This window comes from Shewanella sp. BJSY2023SW001, from assembly GCF_047314685.1.
Classification (GTDB): Bacteria; Pseudomonadota; Gammaproteobacteria; order Enterobacterales; family Shewanellaceae; genus Shewanella; species Shewanella indica.
Genome location: NZ_JBKORF010000081.1, coordinates 50016 through 69150 on the forward strand (window position 1 = coordinate 50016; position 19135 = coordinate 69150).

General features: G+C 53.8%; 15 protein-coding genes. 12 read left to right on the forward strand and 3 right to left on the reverse strand.

Going from position 1 to position 19135, the window contains the following annotated elements; all coding sequences use genetic code 11:
• Window positions 1-33: 33 nt before the first annotated feature.
• Window positions 34-927, forward strand: coding sequence for a LysR family transcriptional regulator (locus ACMHXH_RS18600; RefSeq protein ID WP_039035078.1), 894 nt, complete (start codon window positions 34-36; stop codon window positions 925-927).
• Window positions 928-1118: 191 nt separating this feature from the next.
• Here ACMHXH_RS18600 and ACMHXH_RS18605 read toward each other — a convergent pair whose 3' ends face one another.
• Together ACMHXH_RS18605 and ACMHXH_RS18610 are read right to left on the reverse strand one after the other, a co-directional pair.
• On the reverse strand, window positions 1119-2864 hold the full coding sequence (locus ACMHXH_RS18605) for a bifunctional metallophosphatase/5'-nucleotidase (RefSeq protein WP_039035117.1): 1746 nt from the start codon (window positions 2862-2864) through the stop codon (window positions 1119-1121).
• 170 nt (window positions 2865-3034) lie between these two features.
• On the reverse strand, window positions 3035-4111 hold the full coding sequence (locus ACMHXH_RS18610) for a CNNM domain-containing protein (protein ID WP_071477413.1): 1077 nt from the start codon (window positions 4109-4111) through the stop codon (window positions 3035-3037).
• Between the two features lie 202 nt (window positions 4112-4313).
• Between ACMHXH_RS18610 and ACMHXH_RS18615 the strand changes: the two genes are divergently transcribed.
• The 8 genes from ACMHXH_RS18615 to der all read left to right on the forward strand — a co-directional run bounded on the left by ACMHXH_RS18615 (window position 4314) and on the right by der (window position 13124).
• Window positions 4314-5435, forward strand: a complete 1122-nt coding sequence (locus tag ACMHXH_RS18615) for a bifunctional tRNA (adenosine(37)-C2)-methyltransferase TrmG/ribosomal RNA large subunit methyltransferase RlmN (protein ID WP_039035076.1) — start codon at window positions 4314-4316, stop codon at window positions 5433-5435.
• A gap of 32 nt (window positions 5436-5467) precedes the next feature.
• On the forward strand, window positions 5468-6253 hold the full coding sequence (gene pilW / locus ACMHXH_RS18620) for a type IV pilus biogenesis/stability protein PilW (RefSeq protein ID WP_039035075.1): 786 nt from the start codon (window positions 5468-5470) through the stop codon (window positions 6251-6253).
• Window positions 6253-7170 carry a RodZ domain-containing protein gene (locus ACMHXH_RS18625; RefSeq protein ID WP_083399908.1) on the forward strand — a complete coding sequence of 306 codons (918 nt, stop codon included), beginning with the start codon at window positions 6253-6255 and terminating at the stop codon, window positions 7168-7170. Before pilW ends, ACMHXH_RS18625 begins: the two co-directional genes overlap by 1 nt.
• A 63-nt stretch (window positions 7171-7233) precedes the next feature.
• Entirely contained in the window at window positions 7234-8346 is a 1113-nt protein-coding gene (gene ispG, locus ACMHXH_RS18630; protein WP_071477412.1) for a flavodoxin-dependent (E)-4-hydroxy-3-methylbut-2-enyl-diphosphate synthase, read from the forward strand.
• 118 nt (window positions 8347-8464) lie between these two features.
• The gene (gene hisS / locus ACMHXH_RS18635) at window positions 8465-9742 is read left to right on the forward strand and encodes a histidine--tRNA ligase (protein ID WP_039035072.1); all 1278 of its coding nucleotides are present in this window, start codon (window positions 8465-8467) and stop codon (window positions 9740-9742) included.
• 18 nt (window positions 9743-9760) lie between these two features.
• Window positions 9761-10381 carry a YfgM family protein gene (locus tag ACMHXH_RS18640; RefSeq protein WP_039035071.1) on the forward strand — a complete coding sequence of 207 codons (621 nt, stop codon included), beginning with the start codon at window positions 9761-9763 and terminating at the stop codon, window positions 10379-10381.
• Window positions 10382-10390: 9 nt separating this feature from the next.
• Entirely contained in the window at window positions 10391-11578 is a 1188-nt protein-coding gene (bamB, locus tag ACMHXH_RS18645) for an outer membrane protein assembly factor BamB (RefSeq protein WP_071477411.1), read from the forward strand.
• Window positions 11579-11657: 79 nt separating this feature from the next.
• Complete coding sequence (der, locus tag ACMHXH_RS18650) at window positions 11658-13124, forward strand: ribosome biogenesis GTPase Der (RefSeq protein ID WP_039035069.1); 1467 nt, start codon at window positions 11658-11660, stop codon at window positions 13122-13124.
• Between the two features lie 174 nt (window positions 13125-13298).
• Here the strand turns inward: der and xseA are convergent, their stop codons facing one another.
• Window positions 13299-14642 carry an exodeoxyribonuclease VII large subunit gene (gene xseA, locus ACMHXH_RS18655; protein ID WP_233962481.1) on the reverse strand — a complete coding sequence of 448 codons (1344 nt, stop codon included), beginning with the start codon at window positions 14640-14642 and terminating at the stop codon, window positions 13299-13301.
• Window positions 14643-14759: 117 nt separating this feature from the next.
• Here xseA and guaB point away from each other — a divergent pair, with 117 nt between their 5' ends.
• The 3 genes from guaB to ACMHXH_RS18670 form a co-directional block, all read left to right on the forward strand.
• Window positions 14760-16226 carry an IMP dehydrogenase gene (gene guaB / locus ACMHXH_RS18660; protein ID WP_028779199.1) on the forward strand — a complete coding sequence of 489 codons (1467 nt, stop codon included), beginning with the start codon at window positions 14760-14762 and terminating at the stop codon, window positions 16224-16226.
• A gap of 103 nt (window positions 16227-16329) precedes the next feature.
• The gene (gene guaA, locus ACMHXH_RS18665; RefSeq protein WP_028779200.1) at window positions 16330-17907 is read left to right on the forward strand and encodes a glutamine-hydrolyzing GMP synthase; all 1578 of its coding nucleotides are present in this window, start codon (window positions 16330-16332) and stop codon (window positions 17905-17907) included.
• A 162-nt stretch (window positions 17908-18069) separates the two neighbouring features.
• Window positions 18070-19135 (forward strand): IS3 family transposase gene (locus ACMHXH_RS18670; protein ID WP_413737779.1). Its coding sequence is split into 2 segments (ribosomal slippage), with 1067 coding nucleotides annotated over them: window positions 18070-18313 and window positions 18313-19135; the frame shifts between segments, so codons are not numbered across the junction. This gene is flagged as partial in the annotation.

Sequence of the window (19135 nt, forward strand, 5' to 3'; positions counted from 1 at the left end):
TGAACTTCAAAAAAATTGAACATAGGTTTTGTCATGCACTCTGTCATTAGCCTGGATGCGCTTAAAGTATTGGATGCTATAGATAGAAAAGGCAGTTTCTCGGCAGCGGCCGAGGCGCTTTTCAAGGTGCCATCTGCCTTGACCTATCAGGTTCAAAAGCTGGAGAGTGAGCTGGGAAGCAGATTATTTGAACGTAAGGGCACTCGGGCTCAACTTACCGAAGTGGGACGTTTGGTGTTGACCCAGGGGCGGGAGATCCTGGCGGCCACCGCCCGGCTTGAGGATGCCGTGAGGCAATTGGAAACCGGTTGGGAGGCGCAACTGACCCTGGCGCTGGATACGGTTTTGCCGCAGGCGCCGCTGCTTTCACTAATTAAAGAATTCACTGAGCTGGGTAAACAGCTCACCGTCAGCGTGACCCATGAGGCCCTTGGCGGCGGCTGGGATGCGCTTTATTCCAACCGCGCCGATATCGCCATAGGCGTCACGGGCGAATTGCCAAGAGGTCAGTATGAGTTGCAAAAGCTTGGTGAGCTGGAGTTTGTGTTTGTTGTGGCGCCTGAGCATCCCTTGGCGCAATTTGACACTGAGATAGCCTCTGAAGCCTTGTTGCAATTTCCATCTATCATAGTGGCAGATACCTCGCGCTCCTTGAGTCAGCGCTCCAGTGGGGTGTTTGACAGTCGTCAGCTTATCCGGGTGTCGTCGATGGAAGCCAAGATCACCGCACAGAAGATGGGAATAGGGGTGGGTTTTCTGCCTGTGCATTTGATCCGGGATGCGTTGGCCAAAGGTGAGTTGGTGCAGCGTGAAGTGGCCTTGCCCAGGCCTTCGCTGCCCATCTATATGGCCTGGCGAAAAGGGGAGATGGGAAAGGCGCTTGGCTGGTTTGCCGAGCGCCTGCAAGGCAGTGACTTTGGTTTATGAAGCGGTTGGTTTATGAAGCGGTTGGTTTATGAAGCTGTAGGTTTATGGAACCATAGGTTTATGAAGGCGGTAGGTTTATAAAGCAGTTTATAAAATGGCTTACAACCAGGGTTTAGGAGCAGAGCTTATGGCCTTGAATGGTTGCTTTGCCCGCACAGGGGCGAGGGATAACCGCGCTCAATGTGGCAGGCTTATTCGCCGGCTGCTTCGGCTCTGTGGCTGGTATAGTGCACATGGGGCAATAGCAACTCATCCAGTTTGGGAGCCTTTTTCAGGAAGTTGATGAAGGCGCCCGGCAATGTCAGTGATGGCATGGACTCCTGCCAGCGGGCTTGCAGCAGAGGTTCATAGCCTTCTTTCCCGGCCGTGGTGTAGCAGGTGGACACCCCGACATAATGCTGCTCTGGTGCCAGCGCTTGCCACAGGCCATTTGCCCGCAACAGCTCCAGCCGGAATAGTCTTTCTCCCTGCTGTCTGCGGCCATCATAGAAATATCTCAGCCCATAGGTATAGGGAAAACTGCCGGCGCCGGTACCACGCACACCGTTGTTGGTGGCGGCGTTGATGGCCGACTCCAGTGCCTGGTAGAGGTGTTCCCCGGCGATTTCATATTTAACCAGCGGCAATTCAAACGGCAACAGGCGCCCGAGCACATCGGCTTTGGTCAGTTGTCCTTGGGGCACAGATTGACGCACGCCGCCGGCGTTATGCAGCGCAAAGTCCACTCTTTGGTCTTTGGCTTTGGACTCCAGAAACATACTGCGGCTGACCCAGGGGGCTATTTCACTGCCGTGGGGCAGGCTGCGGCTTGGCAGACGGGTATGCACCAGAGGTTTGGATACCAGGGCAAGCACCTGATTTTCCATGCAGCTTATCGCCGGGCGGAACTCGTTGGCTATCACTTGCTCCATGGCTTCATCGTTATCATCCCAGTGAATACCTGGGTGTTGCTCCAAGATCGCCTTGGCGGCTTGATAGTCGGCTTCGGTGGCCGCCTGGGGGCCGCTCAGCAGAAACTGACGGTCCAGCATAAAGATGTTACTGCCTTCGAGTCGGGTCACCCGGCCCGCGTCATCGAACTGAATGTCGGCGAGCCCCAGGGTTTCGGCATGTTTACCGGCATGGAGGATAGGCACGCCGTTGACGCTTTCACCATAGGGCAGGCATGGCAGGCCAAAACCGCGGAAATCACCCATCAGGGTATGGGTGTGGCCGCCGACGATCAGGCTGATCCCAGGGATAGTTTCGGCCAGTAATCTGTCTTGATCCAACCCTAAGTGACTGAGCACTATGATATGCACTATGCCTTTGGCTCTGAGGGCTTCAACAGTCTTCCTGGTAGTGGCAAAGGCATCGGTAAATTCGGTATCGGGATCCGGCCTGGCGATGGCTTTCATTTGATCCAGAGTAATACCAACTATCGCCAGCTGCTTGTCGTGGAAAGGTTTTATCAGGCAGCGGCCGATGCCTGAGGTAGTATCCAGATCATAGAGGTTGTCCAGCCCTCGAAGACGCCCGGGCTTATCTTCAGCTTCGCCGCTGAGATCCATATTGGCCGCCAGCACAGGGAAGCCAACCTCCTTGATAAAACCGGCCAGTAGAGCGTTGCCATCGTCAATATCATGGTTGCCTATGACCATGGCATCGGGTGCCAACATCTTTAGCAGTTTGGCGTTGGCCCGGCCTTTGAACTGGCTGTAATACAAGGTGCCCTGGAAACAATCGCCGCCGTGGAGCAGGATAAAAGGCTGGTTTTGTGCTTGGGCAGCGTCTCTTGCGGCCTTGACCTGAGCCGAGATCCGAGCGTAGCCACCACTGTGGCTGTGAAGATCAAACTCGCGTCCCTGAGAGTCAATCTTGAACTGAACCCGGCTGGGATCCAAGTGTGAGTGGGTATCGTTGAGATGGGCAAGTCTTAAAACATAATCTGTGTGCATATCATCCTCATTCTGCGAGCGGGGATTGTACACCTCCAGAGGCAGATGAAAAAGGGGGAGCCTGAGCTCCCCCAAAATGATGACTGTATTGATGGGTGGGTCGTTAGCCTGTCACACTATCTCCCACTAGGATGACATTTGTGTTAAAGCGCTGAATTAATAATCTGCAATCAGAGCCCTTGGGATTCGCTGACCGGCTCTCTGTCATCCGAGAGGCGGATCCCTTTGTCTTTCATGCGACGTTTCCAAAGTCGCCTTGCCAGTTGCTGCATGTCGGTGGCCGGGTCATTGATATCGACAATCTCCAGCCCCAGCAAGGATTCGATTATGTCTTCCAGTGTCACCAGCCCCTGACCGCTGCCGTACTCGTCAACCACCATGGCTATCTGAGCGTTGCGTTTGATCATCAGTTCAAACAGCGGCAGGATGCGGGCGGTTTCCGGCACTATCACCAAATTGCGCTTGAGGTTCCCTAGGGGCGCATCTGGGTTATCCCGTTCACTCAGCAGCACATCGGTACGATTGACATAGCCTATAATGTCGTCGTGATCCTTGTCGAAAATAGGCACCCGGGTGAAAGGCTTGTTGATATGCTGGCTGACAAATTCATGTTGAGTCAGGGCGGCCGGCAGAGTGAACATCACGGTTCTTGGGGTCATGATGGCAGTAACCGGCATCTCCTTGACGCTCAGCATCTGAGTCAGAATTTTGCTTTCCTGCTCATCCAGCTCACCGGATTCATGGCCTATCTTGGCCATGGCGCTCATTTCCTGACGGATATACTGGCCAGAGTCACCTTTGCCGAGCAAACGGGTAACCTTATTGGACATCCAGATAAGCGGCAGAGTGATGCGTTCCATCCACACCAGGGCAACAGACACACTGGGGGCCATGGCTCGCCAGTAGTTGGCACCTATGGTTTTGGGGATGATTTCGGAAAAGAATAGAATGAGGAAGGTCAGTACCCCGGAGAATACCCCCAACATCTCATCGCCAAACACTTTGGCGGCCTGGGCACCGGCCACGGCCGCACCTACGGTATGGGCTATGGTGTTGAGTGTCAAAATGGCGACCAGAGGAGATTCGACATTGTCTTTCTGTTTTTGAAGACGTTCGGCAGCGTCCGGGTTGGACTGGCGCTGCGACGCGATATAGCTGGGCGTCACCGAAAGCAGCACGGCTTCAAACACACTACAGAGAAAAGAGACGCCGATGGCGACCAATACAATAACGATAAGCGTTAGCATAAGGGGGGAATTATCACTCCGATGCAAAGGCCAACATTAGCCCAGCGCTATTCTATCATAGAGCTTGTGAGCTGAAGCTTAATTTTATGCTCGGTAGAGAGAAAGTAGGGTATAAGGGGAACCGCTGAATTACTGGCTATAGTTGCGGCCTATCTGTATAATTCGCCGCCCTGCTGCAGGTTTTGGTGTTGAGGAAAGTCAAATGAGTGAAAAAAAGATCAATCTTTTGGATCTTGATCGTAAGGCAATGCGTGAGCTTTTCGTCGAGTTGGGCGATAAGCCGTTTCGTGCCGAACAGCTGATGAAGTGGTTGTATCACTTCGGGATCAGTGACTTTGACCAGATGACCAATATCAACAAACACCTGCGGGCCAAGTTGAAAGAGCGCTGTGAAGTGGTAGCGCCGGAGATCTCCAGCTATCAGAAGTCGGCCGATGGCACCATCAAGTTTGCCATTAATGTCGGCGAAGGTCAGGAAGTGGAAACTGTCTATATTCCGGAAGATGATAGGGCGACTCTGTGTATCTCATCTCAGGTGGGATGTGCGCTGGAATGTACTTTCTGCTCCACGGCTCAGCAGGGCTTTAACCGTAACCTGACAGTGTCTGAAATTGTCGGCCAGATCTGGCGGGTATCCCACTTCCTCGGTTTTCAGAAGGAAACCGGTGAGCGCCCGGTCACCAATGTGGTGATGATGGGCATGGGTGAGCCCTTGCTGAACCTGGCCAATGTGATCCCGGCGATGGATATCATGCTGGATGACTTTGGTTTTGCCCTGTCCAAACGGCGGGTAACGGTTTCGACATCAGGCGTAGTACCTGCGCTGGATAAGTTGGGCGATGCCCTCGATGTGGCGCTGGCGGTCAGTATCCATGCCCCCAATGACGAGCTGCGTAACGAGTTGGTGCCTATCAACAAGAAGTATCCGCTTAACGAATTTTTGGCTGCTATTCGTCGTTATATCGCCAAGTCCAACGCTAACCGTGGCCGGGTCACACTGGAATATGTGATGCTGGATCATATCAACGACAGCACAGAGCAAGCCCATGAGTTGGCCAAACTGATGAAGGATACTCCTTGCAAGGTCAACCTTATTCCGTTTAATCCTTATCCGGGATCTCCTTACGGGCGTTCTTCCAACTCCCGTATCGACAGGTTTGCCAAAGTGCTGATGGAATACGGTCTGACTGTAATAGTGCGTAAGACCCGCGGCGATGATATCGATGCCGCCTGTGGCCAGTTGGCCGGTGATATACGTGATAGAACCAAGCGTCTGGCGAAAAAACGCATGCAAGCCAATCAAATTTCGGTCACAATGGATTAACTCTTTGTTTGTCCAGATTTATAGGTTTGCCAATGAAGCACGGATTGCCAGGTTTAACGCTCGCGTTACTGCTAGGGGCCATGTTGCCCGGATGTGTAACCGAGCGAACTTATGCCGGCACGGACATTCCGGTCTCGCAACGCCAGTTTGATAAAATTGCCGCCGCCAAGGAACGGACGCAGCTAGGCCTGACCTATCTGCAAAAAGGTAACTCCCAACAAGCCAAATATAATCTAGACAGAGCCATGGAATACGCCCCTCACCTTGAGGATGTGCATATTGCCATGGCTTATTATTATCAAACCGTGGGTGAAGTGGTGAAGGCTGAGCAAGCTTATGAAGCCGCCATAGATACCCGCAATGCCAGCGGCGACTCGATGAACAACTTTGGGGTATTTCTCTGCCAGCAGCAGAAATATGCCAAGGCAGAGAAGATGTTCCTGATGGCAATCGACAACCCCAGATATACCCGCACCGCCTCCAGCTATGAAAACCTGGGTATTTGCAGTCGGGATGCCGGGGAAAGAGAAAAAGCGCGACACTATTTTGAGATGGCGCTAAAGTATGAGCCCAGAAGACAGGTCTCATTACTGGAACTGACAGAATTGGAGCTTGACGCCCATAACTACGCCGCGGCCAGAATGCAATTGGAACGCCTCCACCGAGTAGTTCCTGAAACCGCGGAAAGCTTGGCGTTGGGCATTCGCATTGAGCAAGGGTTAAATGATGACGCGGCCGCCAAGCGATATGGAATATTGCTGCAGGCCAAATTTCCGGCGTCTCCCCAGGCTAAACAATACCGGGCAAGTATGCACTGATGACAGAGTTGAATAACCAAGTCAACAAGGATGAAGACGAGAACCCAAAGGTTCCCGGGCAAGAGGATACGCTCGGGTCATTACTGAAAAGCGCACGCGAACAAAAAGGTATCACTGTAGAAGATGCGGCTACCAGGCTGCACTTGCGCCCCTGCATAGTGACCGATATTGAAGCAGACTGTTTCAGCAATATCGATTCCTCCACCTATGTCCGCGGCTACGTGAAGAACTATGCCCGCATATTGGGCGTGGATAAAGAAGCTATCAACAATTGCCTGGCACGGCAGGTCCCCAAGGTGACTGAGCCGGCGATGCAGAGCTTTTCGCGCAAGACCAGCCGTCAGGCTACCGACAGCCGTTTGATGCTGGTGACTTACCTTATCGGTTTTCTGCTGCTGGCCCTGCTGGTGGTGTGGTGGCTGCAAAAACCTTCTGTGGTTTCCGATGTCGATTTCTCCCAACCTACGGCAGAAGAGGTGCAGCAGGCCAGAGAGTTTGAATCGCGTCAGGCACAAATAGCAGAAACCGAACTTCCGCCTGAAACTTCAACCGAAACACCTACCGCTGAAGTAGAGAAGAGTCTTGTTGAGGATAACAATACTGATGAAGTCAACTCTGGTGTTGTTAACTCAGATGTCGATATGACCGAGCAACCGGTGGCAACAGTGGCAACGCAGGCTTCTGTCGGTATCGAGCTTGATGGCGACTGCTGGATTAAACTTACAGATGCCAACGGCAAAACTTTGATAGATGGCTTGAGATCGCCAGGACAAACCATCAGGGTACAAGGCAAGGCGCCTTTTAAACTGGTCTTGGGCGCACCGCAGACAGTGAGTCTGACGTTTAACGGCCAGGCTGTGAGCCTTGCCGATTTCCCCAGCGGCCGGGTAGCCAGACTGACCCTGCCACAGGCATAATAGCACCAAGCAGGATAATTGAAGTGGCGCACTCATGGCGCCGAGTCAACAGAGCAGAATACGATGTACAGTGAAAATCCCATAAAACGCCGTCCTTCCACCCGCATCTATGTCGGCAATGTTCCCATAGGTGATGGCGCTCCGATTGCCGTGCAATCCATGACCAATACCCGCACCACAGATATAGAAGCCACAGTAGCGCAAATCCGGGCGCTGGAAACTGTGGGCGCTGATATCGTACGGGTGTCTGTGCCTACCATGGATGCCGCCGAGGCGTTCAAGCTTATCAAGCAGCAGGTCAAGGTGCCGCTGGTGGCCGATATCCATTTCGACTACCGCATAGCGCTTAAAGTGGCGGAATACGGTGCCGACTGTCTGCGTATTAACCCAGGCAACATAGGCAATGAAGAACGTATCCGTGCCGTGGTTGAGTCTGCCCGTGACAAAAATATCCCAATCCGCATCGGGGTAAACGGCGGCAGTCTTGAAAAAGACTTGATGGACAAATACAAAGAGCCAACCCCGGAAGCCTTGCTGGAATCGGCAATGCGCCATGTGGATATTCTCGACAGGCTCAACTTCGACCAGTTCAAGGTCTCGGTGAAGGCATCGGACGTGTTCCTGGCCGTGGAGTCCTACCGTTTACTGGCGAAACAGATTAAACAGCCATTGCACCTTGGGATCACCGAAGCCGGTGGTGCCCGTGCCGGCGCCGTAAAATCGGCTGTGGGCCTGGGTATGCTGCTTGCAGAAGGCATAGGCGACACTTTGAGAGTGTCTTTGGCAGCCGATCCAGTAGAGGAGATCAAAGTTGGTTTCGATATCCTCAAGTCGCTGCGCATTCGCTCCCGCGGAATTAACTTTATCGCCTGTCCATCCTGTTCAAGACAAGAGTTTGACGTGATAGGCACGGTCAATGCCCTGGAGCAACGCCTGGAAGATGTGACCACAGCCATGGATGTCTCCATCATAGGTTGTGTGGTCAATGGGCCGGGGGAAGCCCTGGTGTCTCATATTGGCCTTACCGGCGGTAACCGCAAGAGCGGTTATTATGACGAAGGCGAGCGTCAGAAAGAGCGCTTCGACAACGACAATCTGGTCGATGCCCTTGAAGCCAAAATTCGCGCTAAGGCGCAAATGATGGAAAACCGTATTTCAGTCAAAGAAGCCGAATAATCCCCAATGACGTGAATGTGAACTGGCCAGCGCTGGCCAGTTTTACGTTTGCCGGTGAAGCGCCTATAATGGCTGGCATTTTTGAATTTTTAGCCCCAGAGCAAAACGAGTCGAGATAGTGGCAAAACAGATCCAAGCGATTCGCGGAATGAATGACATTCTGCCAACCCAAAGCCCCGTATGGCAAAAAGTTGAGGCGGTACTGCGCGCCTCGGTTGCCTCTTTCGGTTACAGTGAAATCCGCACACCTATCGTTGAGAACACAGACCTGTTCAAGCGTTCGATAGGGGAGGTGACAGATATTGTCGAGAAGGAGATGTACACCTTCGCCGATCGCAACGGTGACAGTCTCACCCTGCGTCCGGAAGGCACCGCCTCGACAGTTCGTGCCGGTAACGAACATGGCCTCTTGTACAACCAGGAGCAGCGTCTGTGGTATATGGGCCCCATGTTCCGCCACGAGCGGCCACAGAAAGGGCGCTATCGTCAGTTCCATCAGTTCGGGGTTGAAGTTTATGGCATCAAGAGCGCCGATATTGACGCCGAAGTGCTGATGTTGTCTGCCTCTTTGTGGCAGAAGCTTGGATTGACCGACCATGTTTCGCTCGAGCTGAACACTTTGGGTGACAGCGACGAGCGCGCCGCCTATCGTGAAGCGCTGGTGGCCTTCCTCGAGCAACATAAAGACAAGCTGGACGAAGACAGTCAGCGGCGCATGTACAGCAACCCACTGCGGGTACTGGACTCAAAAGATCAGCAGGTTCAGGCCTTGCTGGCCGATGCCCCGGCGCTGATGGATTACCTGGGTGAAGACTCCAAGGCACATTTTGCCCGCTTGTGTGAACTCCTGGAGGCCGTTGGTATCCAATACAGGGTTAACCCACGCTTGGTACGCGGATTGGATTACTACAACCGCACCGTATTTGAGTGGGTCACCGATAGTTTAGGCGCTCAGGGCACTGTGCTGGCCGGTGGTCGTTACGACGGTCTGGTGAGCCAGCTTGGCGGTAAAGAAACGCCGGCAGTGGGCTTTGCCATGGGGCTGGAACGGATTGTTCTGCTGCTGGAAACCCTGGAGCTGAACGCCGATGTTGCTGCCGAAGTGGATGTCTACGTGACCGCCATGGGCGATGACTGCGTAATTGAGGCGATGAAAATTGCCCAGGAACTGCGTGAGAAGCTGCCCAAGCTTAAGGTGATGAGTCACTGCGGGGGTGGCAACTTCAAGAAACAGATGAAAAGAGCCGATAAGAGCGGCGCGGGTTTTGCGCTGATTATCGGTGAGACCGAACTGGCCAATAACAAGGTGGCGGTGAAACCGCTGCGGGGTGATGGCGCTCAGCAGGATGTTGAACGCCAGGCCCTGGCCGACTATTTGGCAGAACTGATTAAATAATTTAGAGGGGAAGTGCGGGTGGAAATCTACAGCACAGAAGAACAACAAGTTGAGGCGATCAAGCAGTTCTGGAGAGACTATGGTGTTTCGATAGTCGCTGGTGCCGTAATAGGTCTGGGTGGCCTTTATGGCTGGAACTATTATTCCGATGTCAAAGTCGAACGTGCCGAAGCTGCCTCTCAGGCTTTTAACCAGGCCTTGATGCAAGGCGGTGATGAAGCCACAGTGATGGCTGCCGCTGCCGAATTTGACAAGCAGCACGCCCAGGCCGGTTACTCGGCGCTGATGCAACTGATTGTTGCCAAGAGCGCGGTAGAGGCCGGTGACCTGGCAAAAGCTGAAGCTGCCCTCAAAACCGTGATTGCCGCCAAGCCGGGTGATGCCCTGACAGCGGTTGCCACACTGCGTCTGGCACGAATTCAGGCTGAACAGGGCCAGGTTGCTACCGCTTTGACCACGCTTGAGCAGGTTAAAGATAGTGCCTTTGCTACCCAAAGAGATGAATTCAAAGGCGATCTGCTGTTGCGTCAAGGGGAAACCGACAAGGCGAGACTCGCTTACCAGGAAGCCGTTAAAAATGGCGGCGTGACAACCAGTCCGGCGCTGCAGATGAAACTCGATAACCTGAATCAGGCATAAGGAAGGCCAATGAAGTCGTGGTGTAAAACTCTTTTGGCCTGTGGCATGGCCATAGGCGCACTGACGGGTTGTGCTTCCAGTGATGTGGAAGAAGAACCTGTAAGCCCGCTGCTGGAGCTCAACGCCAGCGTATTCCCAGAGGTCAGTTGGAGTGCTTCGGTTGGCAGTGGTGTTGGCGATTATTACTCCCGCCTGCGTCCGGCAGTGCGCTACGGCAAAATTTTTGTTGCCGACCGCTATGGTGAAGTAACCGCCTTTGACGAGAGCAGCGGCGAGAAGGTCTGGAGCACCGACTTCAGTGAAGCATTCCGTGATGGTGCCCTGAAAAAGAACAAGGGCGCTCGTCTGGCATCCGGCGTGACCGCGGCCCGTAACAAGGTGTTTGTCGGTGGAGAAAGTGGCCTTTTGGCGGCGCTTGACGCTGAAACCGGTGAAGTGCTTTGGCACGCCGTAGCAGAAGGCGAACTATTGTCCTTGCCCGCAGTTGCCGAAGACATGGTGGTGGTTAACAGCAGCTCAGGCTCGCTGGATGCCTTTAATGTCGACACAGGTGAAAAGCTTTGGAGCTATGAAGCTTCCTTGCCAAACTTGACTCTGCGCGGTAGCAGTTCTCCTGCGTATGCTCAGGGTGGTTTCTTTGTCGGTACGGCCGATGGCAAGGTCGCAGTTATTATCAAAAACAATGGCCAGCCAGCTTGGGAGCAACCGATTTACACCCCTAAAGGCGGTAACGAATTCAGCCGTATGGCCGATGTCGATATGACGCCGCTGTTGTTGGGTGACAACCTGTACGCCGTGAGCTACAACGGTAACCTGGTGAGCATGGAAATGCGCAGTGGCCGTATTGTCTGGTCGCGCAAGTACTCCAGTTTCCACGAGCTGGACAGTGCGGGCTTGAGTCTGTATTTGGTGGACGATCACAGCCGTGTATACTCAGTGGACAGACGTAACGGTCTGGAGCTTTGGAGTAACTCGGATCTGACAAATAGGGATCTGACTGCTCCGGCCGTGTTCCAGGACTATGTAGTGGTAGGTGACTTTGAAGGTTATCTGCACTTTATCGATCGCAGCAACGGCCAAATTGTCGGTCGGGTGCAGGTCGATAGCTCGGGCCTTTTCAGTCAACCTCTGGTGGTTGACGACAAAATTTATCTGCAGACCCGGGATGGCAAAATTGCCACAGTAACTCTGCCCTGATCCCAGGCTTTGATACTGCCAAGCCCCTGGGAGTGCGTTCCGGGGGCTTTTTATTGAGAAGTTTTAAAGAGGCAAAAAGATGATTCCTGTAGTGGCCCTGGTAGGGCGACCCAATGTCGGTAAGTCGACCCTGTTCAATCGTCTGACCCGCACCCGTGATGCACTGGTGGCGGATTACCCAGGCTTGACGCGGGATCGTAAATACGGTCGTGCCTATCTGTCAGGTTACGAATTCATCCTGGTGGATACCGGCGGTATTGACGGCACCGAAGAAGGCATAGAAACCAAGATGGCCGAGCAATCGCTGGCGGCTATCGAAGAAGCGGATGTAGTGCTGTTTCTGACGGATGCCCGCGCCGGTTTGACCGCGGCCGATCAGGCCATAGCCCAACATCTTCGCAGTCGGCAAAAGACCACCTTTGTGGTGGCCAACAAGATTGACGGTATCGATGCCGATTCCGCCTGCGCCGAATTCTGGGCCCTGGGCCTGGGTGAGGTGTATCAGATGGCGGCGGCTCATGGCCGTGGTGTTACCAATATGATTGAGTATGCGCTGGCTCCTTTTGCCGAGGCGATGGGGATTAACCCGGATGCGCCCGAGGAAGAGAAGGTCGACGAGCGTCAATACACAGAAGAGGAAGCCGAAGCCGAGCAGGCCAGATTGCAGGACTTGCCTATCAAGCTGGCGATTATCGGCAAGCCAAACGTGGGCAAGTCGACCCTGACCAACCGCATCCTCGGTGAAGAGCGGGTAGTGGTTTATGATGAGCCGGGCACCACCCGTGACTCCATTTATATTCCAATGCAGCGTGAAGGCCGTGAGTACGTCATTATAGACACAGCCGGGGTGCGTCGCCGCGCCAAGGTGCATGAAGTCGTTGAAAAGTTCTCGGTGATTAAAACCCTGAAAGCGGTTGAAGACGCCAACGTGGTGCTCTTGGTTATCGATGCCCGTGAAGGTATCGCCGAGCAGGATCTTGGTTTGCTGGGTTTTGCCCTCAACGCCGGTCGGGCGCTGGTGATTGCGGTCAACAAGTGGGACGGCATAGACAATGACGTCAAGGAAAGGGTCAAGAGTGAGCTGGACCGTCGTCTGGGCTTTATCGACTTTGCCCGCATTCACTTTATCTCGGCGCTGCATGGCACAGGTGTGGGTCATCTGTATGAGTCCATCGAAGAAGCTTATGACAGCGCGACCAGACGGGTGTCCACTTCGCTGCTGACCAAGATAATGCAGATGGCGCAGGACGATCATCAGCCGCCTCTGGTCAATGGTCGCCGGGTTAAGCTTAAGTATGCCCACGCCGGTGGTTACAACCCACCTATCGTGGTAGTACACGGCAACCAGGTATCCAAGCTGCCGGACTCCTATAAGCGTTATATGATGAACTACTACCGCCGCTCGCTGAAAGTTGTGGGTACGCCCATCCAGCTGCGCTTCCAGGAAGGGGCCAACCCCTTTGAAGGCAAGGGGGAGAAACTGACCCTGAGCCAGGAAAGACGCCGCAAGCGGATGATGGCGCACATTAAAAACAAGAAATCCTGATAGGGTTTTCGCGAGACAAAGCCGGGTTAGTCCCGGCTTTGTTGTTTTTGATGACCAATATTACACATGAATTCAGTGAGCTGTGTTTAATGAAGGGCCAGTGAACTGGAATAATATCTACGAACGACTCACAGTTGGGTCCTTTCCTAGCGAGGAGCATTTATCTGATTGATGCTATTCCTCTATGATGGCTTCAATTCTTGAGAGCAGCGCGCCCTGTTTCAACTGGGTACGCATCTGCTCGCCGACCACGGCGTCCTGGCTGTTTTCGAGGACTTTCCCGGCTTCGTTCTTGCTGATGCTGTAACCTCTGGACAGAGTCGATAGTGGGCTGACACTTTCCAGCGAATGGGCGCCGGCCCCCAGGCGTGCCTTGGCCTCTTTCAGTTTATCGGCGATGGCATCCTGCAACTGTTGACCGAGATAATTCAATCTGTTGCCTTCCAGGCTCAGCTTGTGGGCCGGACTCTGGGCTTCGAGGCGGCTCTTGAGCTGTAGCTGTCTGTGTTCCAGCCGGTGCAGGCGATTGTTGATGGCGGCCGTCATTCTCAGTTGCTGCTCATCAAACTGCTGTACCAGCTGTTCCAGCCGCCGCTTGGGATCCTGGCGTTGCAATTTGTGATCCAGCAGTGACAGCTGTTGGCGTTTGGCTAAGTGCCAGTGTTGCCAGCCCTGGCGCAGCCTGGCCATGGCAGTGGTCAGCTTTTGCCGCTTGTTGTCGACATCCTGGGATACCAGCTCGGCGGCGGCCGATGGGGTAGGGGCACGCAGATCGGCGACATAGTCACTGATACAGGTATCCACTTCATGGCCCACCGCTGAAATTACCGGCAGGGCGCTGTTGTAGATGGCGTGGGCCAGGTTTTCATCGTTGAAACACCACATATCTTCCAGGCTGCCGCCGCCGCGGGTCAGCAGTAACAGATCCACCTCCAGCCTCTGGTTGGCCAAGGTGAGTGCCTCAATAAGCTGGTTGGCGGCAGTGTCGCCCTGAACCTGTGAGGGGTAGATCACCACTTCGATGGAAGGATCGCGGCGTTTCAGTACATGCAGTACATCGCGTATGGCGGCGCCAGTGGGGGAGGTGATCACCCCGATGCGCTGGATGTTGGCCGGTAGTGGTCGTTTGGTCTCGGCGGCAAACAGGCCTTCGGCCGCGAGCTTTTGCTTCAGCGCTTCATACTGCTGCGCCAGCAAGCCATCACCGGCAGGCAGCATGGTTTCGATAAGCAGTTGATAATCGCCTCTAGGCTCATAGACACTCAGGGCTGCCCGCACCAGCACTTGCTGGCCGTTGACCGGGCGGAAGGTCACATTCTGATTGCGGCCACGGAACATGGCGCAGCGAATTTGTGAGTGGTTGTCCTTGAGTGTCAGATACCAATGGCCCGAGCTTGGGCTGGCAAAGTTGGAAATTTCGCCATTGAGCCAAATCCTGCCGAGGTTTCCCTCCAACAAGGCACGAACTTCGGCATTGAGGCGGGAGACGGTATATACCTGTTTTTTGAGCTCTGGCATGGAATTTGCGTTCAAATTGGAATTTTTCTCTATTTTCCCATTTACCACCCCGGGGTTGCAAGGTATAATGCCGCCGCAATATTTCACCTTCAATCTAACCCCCGGGGAGATGTTGCAATGCTACGATTAATTAAAGAAGCGCTTACCTTTGACGATGTGCTGCTGGTTCCGGCCCACTCGACCGTTCTCCCTAATACCGCCAATCTCAAGACCCGTCTGACCGACAAAATCGAACTGAATATCCCCCTGGTGTCCGCTGCAATGGACACAGTGACCGAAGCCCGTTTGGCAATCGCCATGGCGCAAGAAGGTGGCTTGGGCTTTATTCATAAGAATATGAGTATTGAACAGCAGGCCGAAGAAGTTCGTAAAGTGAAGATCTATGAAGCAGGTGTGGTTCAACAGCCTGTAACAGTAACACCTTCCACGACACTGGCCGAGCTTAAGGTATTAACCGAAAAGAACGGATTTGCCGGCTATCCGGTAATCAATGACGCCAACGAACTGGTGGGTATCATCACTGGCCGTGACGTGCGCTTCGTGACTGATACCAACCGCCTGGTTTCTGAAATCATGACCCCGAAAGAGCGTCTGGTGACTGTACCTGAAGGCACCAAGCTGGATGAAGTACAAAAGCTGATGCACTCCAACCGCATTGAAAAAGTGCTGGTTGTGAATGATGAATTCCAGCTTAAGGGCCTGATCACTGTTAAAGACTTCGAGAAAGCCGAGCGTAAGCCCAACGCCTGTAAAGATGAGCTGGGCCGTCTGCGTGTTGGCGCCGCTGTTGGTGCTGGTCCAGGTAACGAAGAGCGTGTTGATGCGCTGGTCAAAGCCGGTGTTGATGTACTCTTGATTGATTCATCCCACGGCCATTCTGAAGGGGTACTGCAGCGTATTCGCGATACCCGTGCCAAGTATCCGGATCTGCAAATCGTTGGCGGCAACGTGGCGACCGCCGAAGGCGCCCTGGCGCTGGTAGAAGCCGGTGTGAATGCGGTTAAAGTCGGTATTGGCCCTGGCTCCATCTGTACTACCCGTATCGTTACCGGTGTGGGTGTACCGCAAATCACTGCGGTTTCCGATGCCGCTGCTGCCGTTAAGCATCTGGGTATCCCAGTGATTGCCGATGGCGGTATCCGTTTTTCAGGCGATCTGGCCAAGGCGCTGGCCGCCGGTGCATCTTGCATCATGGCAGGTTCCATGTTTGCCGGTACCGATGAGTCTCCAGGTGAAACTGAACTCTACAAGGGCCGCGCTTATAAATCTTACCGAGGTATGGGCTCACTGGGCGCCATGTCTCAGGGCTCTTCCGATCGCTACTTCCAGAGCGACAACGCCGCCGACAAACTGGTACCTGAAGGTATTGAAGGCCGTGTTCCCTATAAAGGCAAAATCAAAGAGATTATCCATCAGTACATGGGCGGTTTGCGTTCCTGTATGGGGCTGACAGGCTGCGCCACCATTCAGGAATTGGGCGATAAGGCCCAGTTCGTCAAGGTGACTTCTGCCGGTATGGGCGAATCCCACGTTCACGATGTGACTATCTCCAAAGAAGCGCCGAACTACCGTTCAGGCGTTTAACAAATTCGGGGCGGCATGAGTGTCGCCCTTGGTTTATAAGCAGATAAAAACTGTGCCTGTTACGGCAGGCACTGCAATCAAACTAAAGAGATAAAGGTTATCAATGAGCAATATTCATGAGCACAAGATACTGATCCTTGATTTCGGATCCCAGTATACCCAGCTGATTGCCCGTCGTATCCGCGAAATTGGCGTCTACTGTGAACTCTGGGCCTGGGATGTCAGTGAAGAGCAGATCCGCGAGTTTGCCCCTCAGGGCATTATTCTGGCCGGTGGTCCCGAGAGTGTCACCGCCGACAATTCTCCCCGAGCCCCAGAGTATGTGTTCAATGCAGGCGTGCCTGTACTGGGTATCTGTTACGGTATGCAGACCATGAGCGAGCAGCTGGGTGGCAAGGTTATCCAGGGCATAGGCGAGGGCGAGTTCGGTTACGCGCAAATCGAACTGCTGGCCGAATCTGCACTGTTTAAAAACATCGAAGATGCCGTTAACGAAGCCGGTCGTCCATTGCTGGATGTATGGATGAGCCACGGTGACAAAGTCTCGGCTATCCCTGAAGGCTTTGTCGCGGTTGCCAAGACCGAAACCTGCCCATTCGCCGCCATGGCCAATGAAGCCAAAGGTTTCTACGGCGTGCAGTTCCACCCTGAAGTGACCCACACCCGTCAGGGCAAGCGCATGCTGGAGCATTTCGCGCTGGAAATCTGTGGCTGTGAAGCCAAGTGGAAACCCGCTTCCATCATCGAAGACGCCGTTGAGCGCCTTAAAAAGCAGATAGGTGACGATGAAGTGATACTGGCGCTTTCCGGTGGGGTTGACTCCTCTGTTACCGCCATGCTGCTGCACCGCGCCATCGGCGACAGACTCACCTGTGTGTTTGTCGACAACGGCCTGCTGCGTCTGAACGAAGGCGAGCAAGTGATGGAGATGTTCGGCGACCACTTCGGTCTTAACATCATCAAGGTTGAAGCCGAAGACAGATTCCTCAATGCCCTCAAAGGCGAAAACGACCCAGAAGCCAAGCGCAAGATCATCGGCCGGGTGTTTGTGGAAATCTTCGACGAAGAAGCCGGTAAGTGCGTTAACGCCAAGTGGCTGGCCCAGGGCACCATCTACCCTGATGTCATCGAGTCTGCCGGCAGCGCCACAGGCAAGGCCCATGTGATCAAGTCACATCATAACGTCGGCGGCCTGCCGGAAGATATGGAGCTGGGTCTGGTTGAACCGCTGCGTGAACTGTTCAAAGACGAAGTACGCAAGATTGGCCTGGAGCTGGGTCTGCCTTACGACATGCTCTATCGCCACCCATTCCCTGGCCCAGGCCTGGGCGTACGGGTACTCGGCGAAGTCAAGAAAGAGTACTGCGATCTGCTGCGCCGCGCCGATGCCATCTTCATCGAAGAGCTGCGCAAAGCCGAACTGTACGACCGTGTCAGCCAGGCCTTTACTGTGTTCCTGCCGGTTCGCAGCGTAGGTGTAATGGGCGATGGCCGTAAGTACGACTGGGTTGTGTCTCTGCGCGCCGTGGAAACCATCGACTTTATGACTGCCCATTGGGCTCACCTGCCGTACGACTTCCTCGGCCGAGTGTCCAACCGCATCATCAATGAAATCGACGGCATCTCCCGCGTGGTGTACGACATCTCAGGCAAGCCACCGGCAACGATTGAGTGGGAATAATCCCTCTCGGGATAGTGATTAAAAAAAGGCGCTTCGGCGCCTTTTTTCTATTGGTACTTATATCAATTTGTGAATACTTTTATAGGTTTTTTGGGGCAGTGATCCGCCCCGGTAGTTTTGGACACCACGCTAAGCGAGTAAAATCGTTTAACGAGGTGAACAATGACATCAAAGACCAAACGACAAACCTATACATCTGAGTACAAAGCTGAAGCCCTTAAGCTAGCAAAAATCAAAGGGGTAAGCGCCGCCGCTAAAAAGCTGGGTATATACGACTCCCAACTCTACAACTGGCGTAATGCCGCAGAGAAGAATACGAACACCAGTCAGCGCGAAGCTGAGCTCACGGCCGAAGTGGCGCGACTCAAACGCCAGCTCGCAGAGCAAGCAGAGGACCTCGCCATTCTAAAAAAGGCGGCTACCTACTTCGCGAAGAATCAAAAGTGAACCGGTTTGCATTCATGCTTGAGCACCAGCATCGCTTCTCGGTAAAGCGTATGACTGTTGTGCTCAAGGTCTCGCGTAGTGGGTATTATGCATGGCGTAACGCCAGCTCCGAGCTTGGTAAACGACAACTGAAACGTGATGACAGGGATAGGAAAATCAAGGCCGCATTTGACGCCAGCAAACAGCGCGATGGTGCCCGACGCATTCAGGCCGAACTGGCAGATGACGGCGAGAGAGCCAATGTAAAAACCATTGCTGATAGCATGAGACGGCAACAGCTCGTGCCCAAAGCAGCCCGCAAATTCAAAGTGACGACTAACAGCGACCATCGCCTTCCTGTAGCGCCAAACCTGCTTGGGAGAGACTTTACCGCTGCGGCGCCCAATGAAAAATGGGTGGGCGACATCACCTACCTAATGACCAGCGAGGGCTGGCTGTACTTGGCCGTTATCATCGACCTTTACTCACGCGCTGTCGTAGGGTGGGCGATGAGCCCCCGAATGACAGCTGACTTAACCTGTAATGCGCTCCGTATGGCACTGTTTCGTCGCGGCATGCCCACAGGAGTCATCGTTCACAGCGATAGAGGCAGCCAGTACTGCTCACACGCTTATCGAAACCTAGCTTTGGCGCATGGTTTGAAGATAAGCATGAGCCGTAAAGGGAATTGTTGGGATAATGCTTGCGCCGAAAGCTTCTTCCACTCGTTGAAGGTTGAAGCGGTGCAATACGAGCCAATCATGAATCGAGAAACAATGCGTCGGGCTGTGTTTGAATACAT

Coding starts and splice junctions, on each gene's coding strand:
- ACMHXH_RS18600 (WP_039035078.1), top strand. CDS start 34: ATGCACTCTGTCATTAGCCTGGATGCGCTTAAAGTATTGGATGCTATA.
- ACMHXH_RS18605 (WP_039035117.1), bottom strand. CDS start 2,864: ATGCACACAGATTATGTTTTAAGACTTGCCCATCTCAACGATACCCAC.
- ACMHXH_RS18610 (WP_071477413.1), bottom strand. CDS start 4,111: ATGCTAACGCTTATCGTTATTGTATTGGTCGCCATCGGCGTCTCTTTT.
- ACMHXH_RS18615 (WP_039035076.1), top strand. CDS start 4,314: ATGAGTGAAAAAAAGATCAATCTTTTGGATCTTGATCGTAAGGCAATG.
- pilW (WP_039035075.1), top strand. CDS start 5,468: ATGAAGCACGGATTGCCAGGTTTAACGCTCGCGTTACTGCTAGGGGCC.
- ACMHXH_RS18625 (WP_083399908.1), top strand. CDS start 6,253: ATGACAGAGTTGAATAACCAAGTCAACAAGGATGAAGACGAGAACCCA.
- ispG (WP_071477412.1), top strand. CDS start 7,234: ATGTACAGTGAAAATCCCATAAAACGCCGTCCTTCCACCCGCATCTAT.
- bamB (WP_071477411.1), top strand. CDS start 10,391: ATGAAGTCGTGGTGTAAAACTCTTTTGGCCTGTGGCATGGCCATAGGC.
- der (WP_039035069.1), top strand. CDS start 11,658: ATGATTCCTGTAGTGGCCCTGGTAGGGCGACCCAATGTCGGTAAGTCG.
- xseA (WP_233962481.1), bottom strand. CDS start 14,642: ATGCCAGAGCTCAAAAAACAGGTATATACCGTCTCCCGCCTCAATGCC.
- guaB (WP_028779199.1), top strand. CDS start 14,760: ATGCTACGATTAATTAAAGAAGCGCTTACCTTTGACGATGTGCTGCTG.
- guaA (WP_028779200.1), top strand. CDS start 16,330: ATGAGCAATATTCATGAGCACAAGATACTGATCCTTGATTTCGGATCC.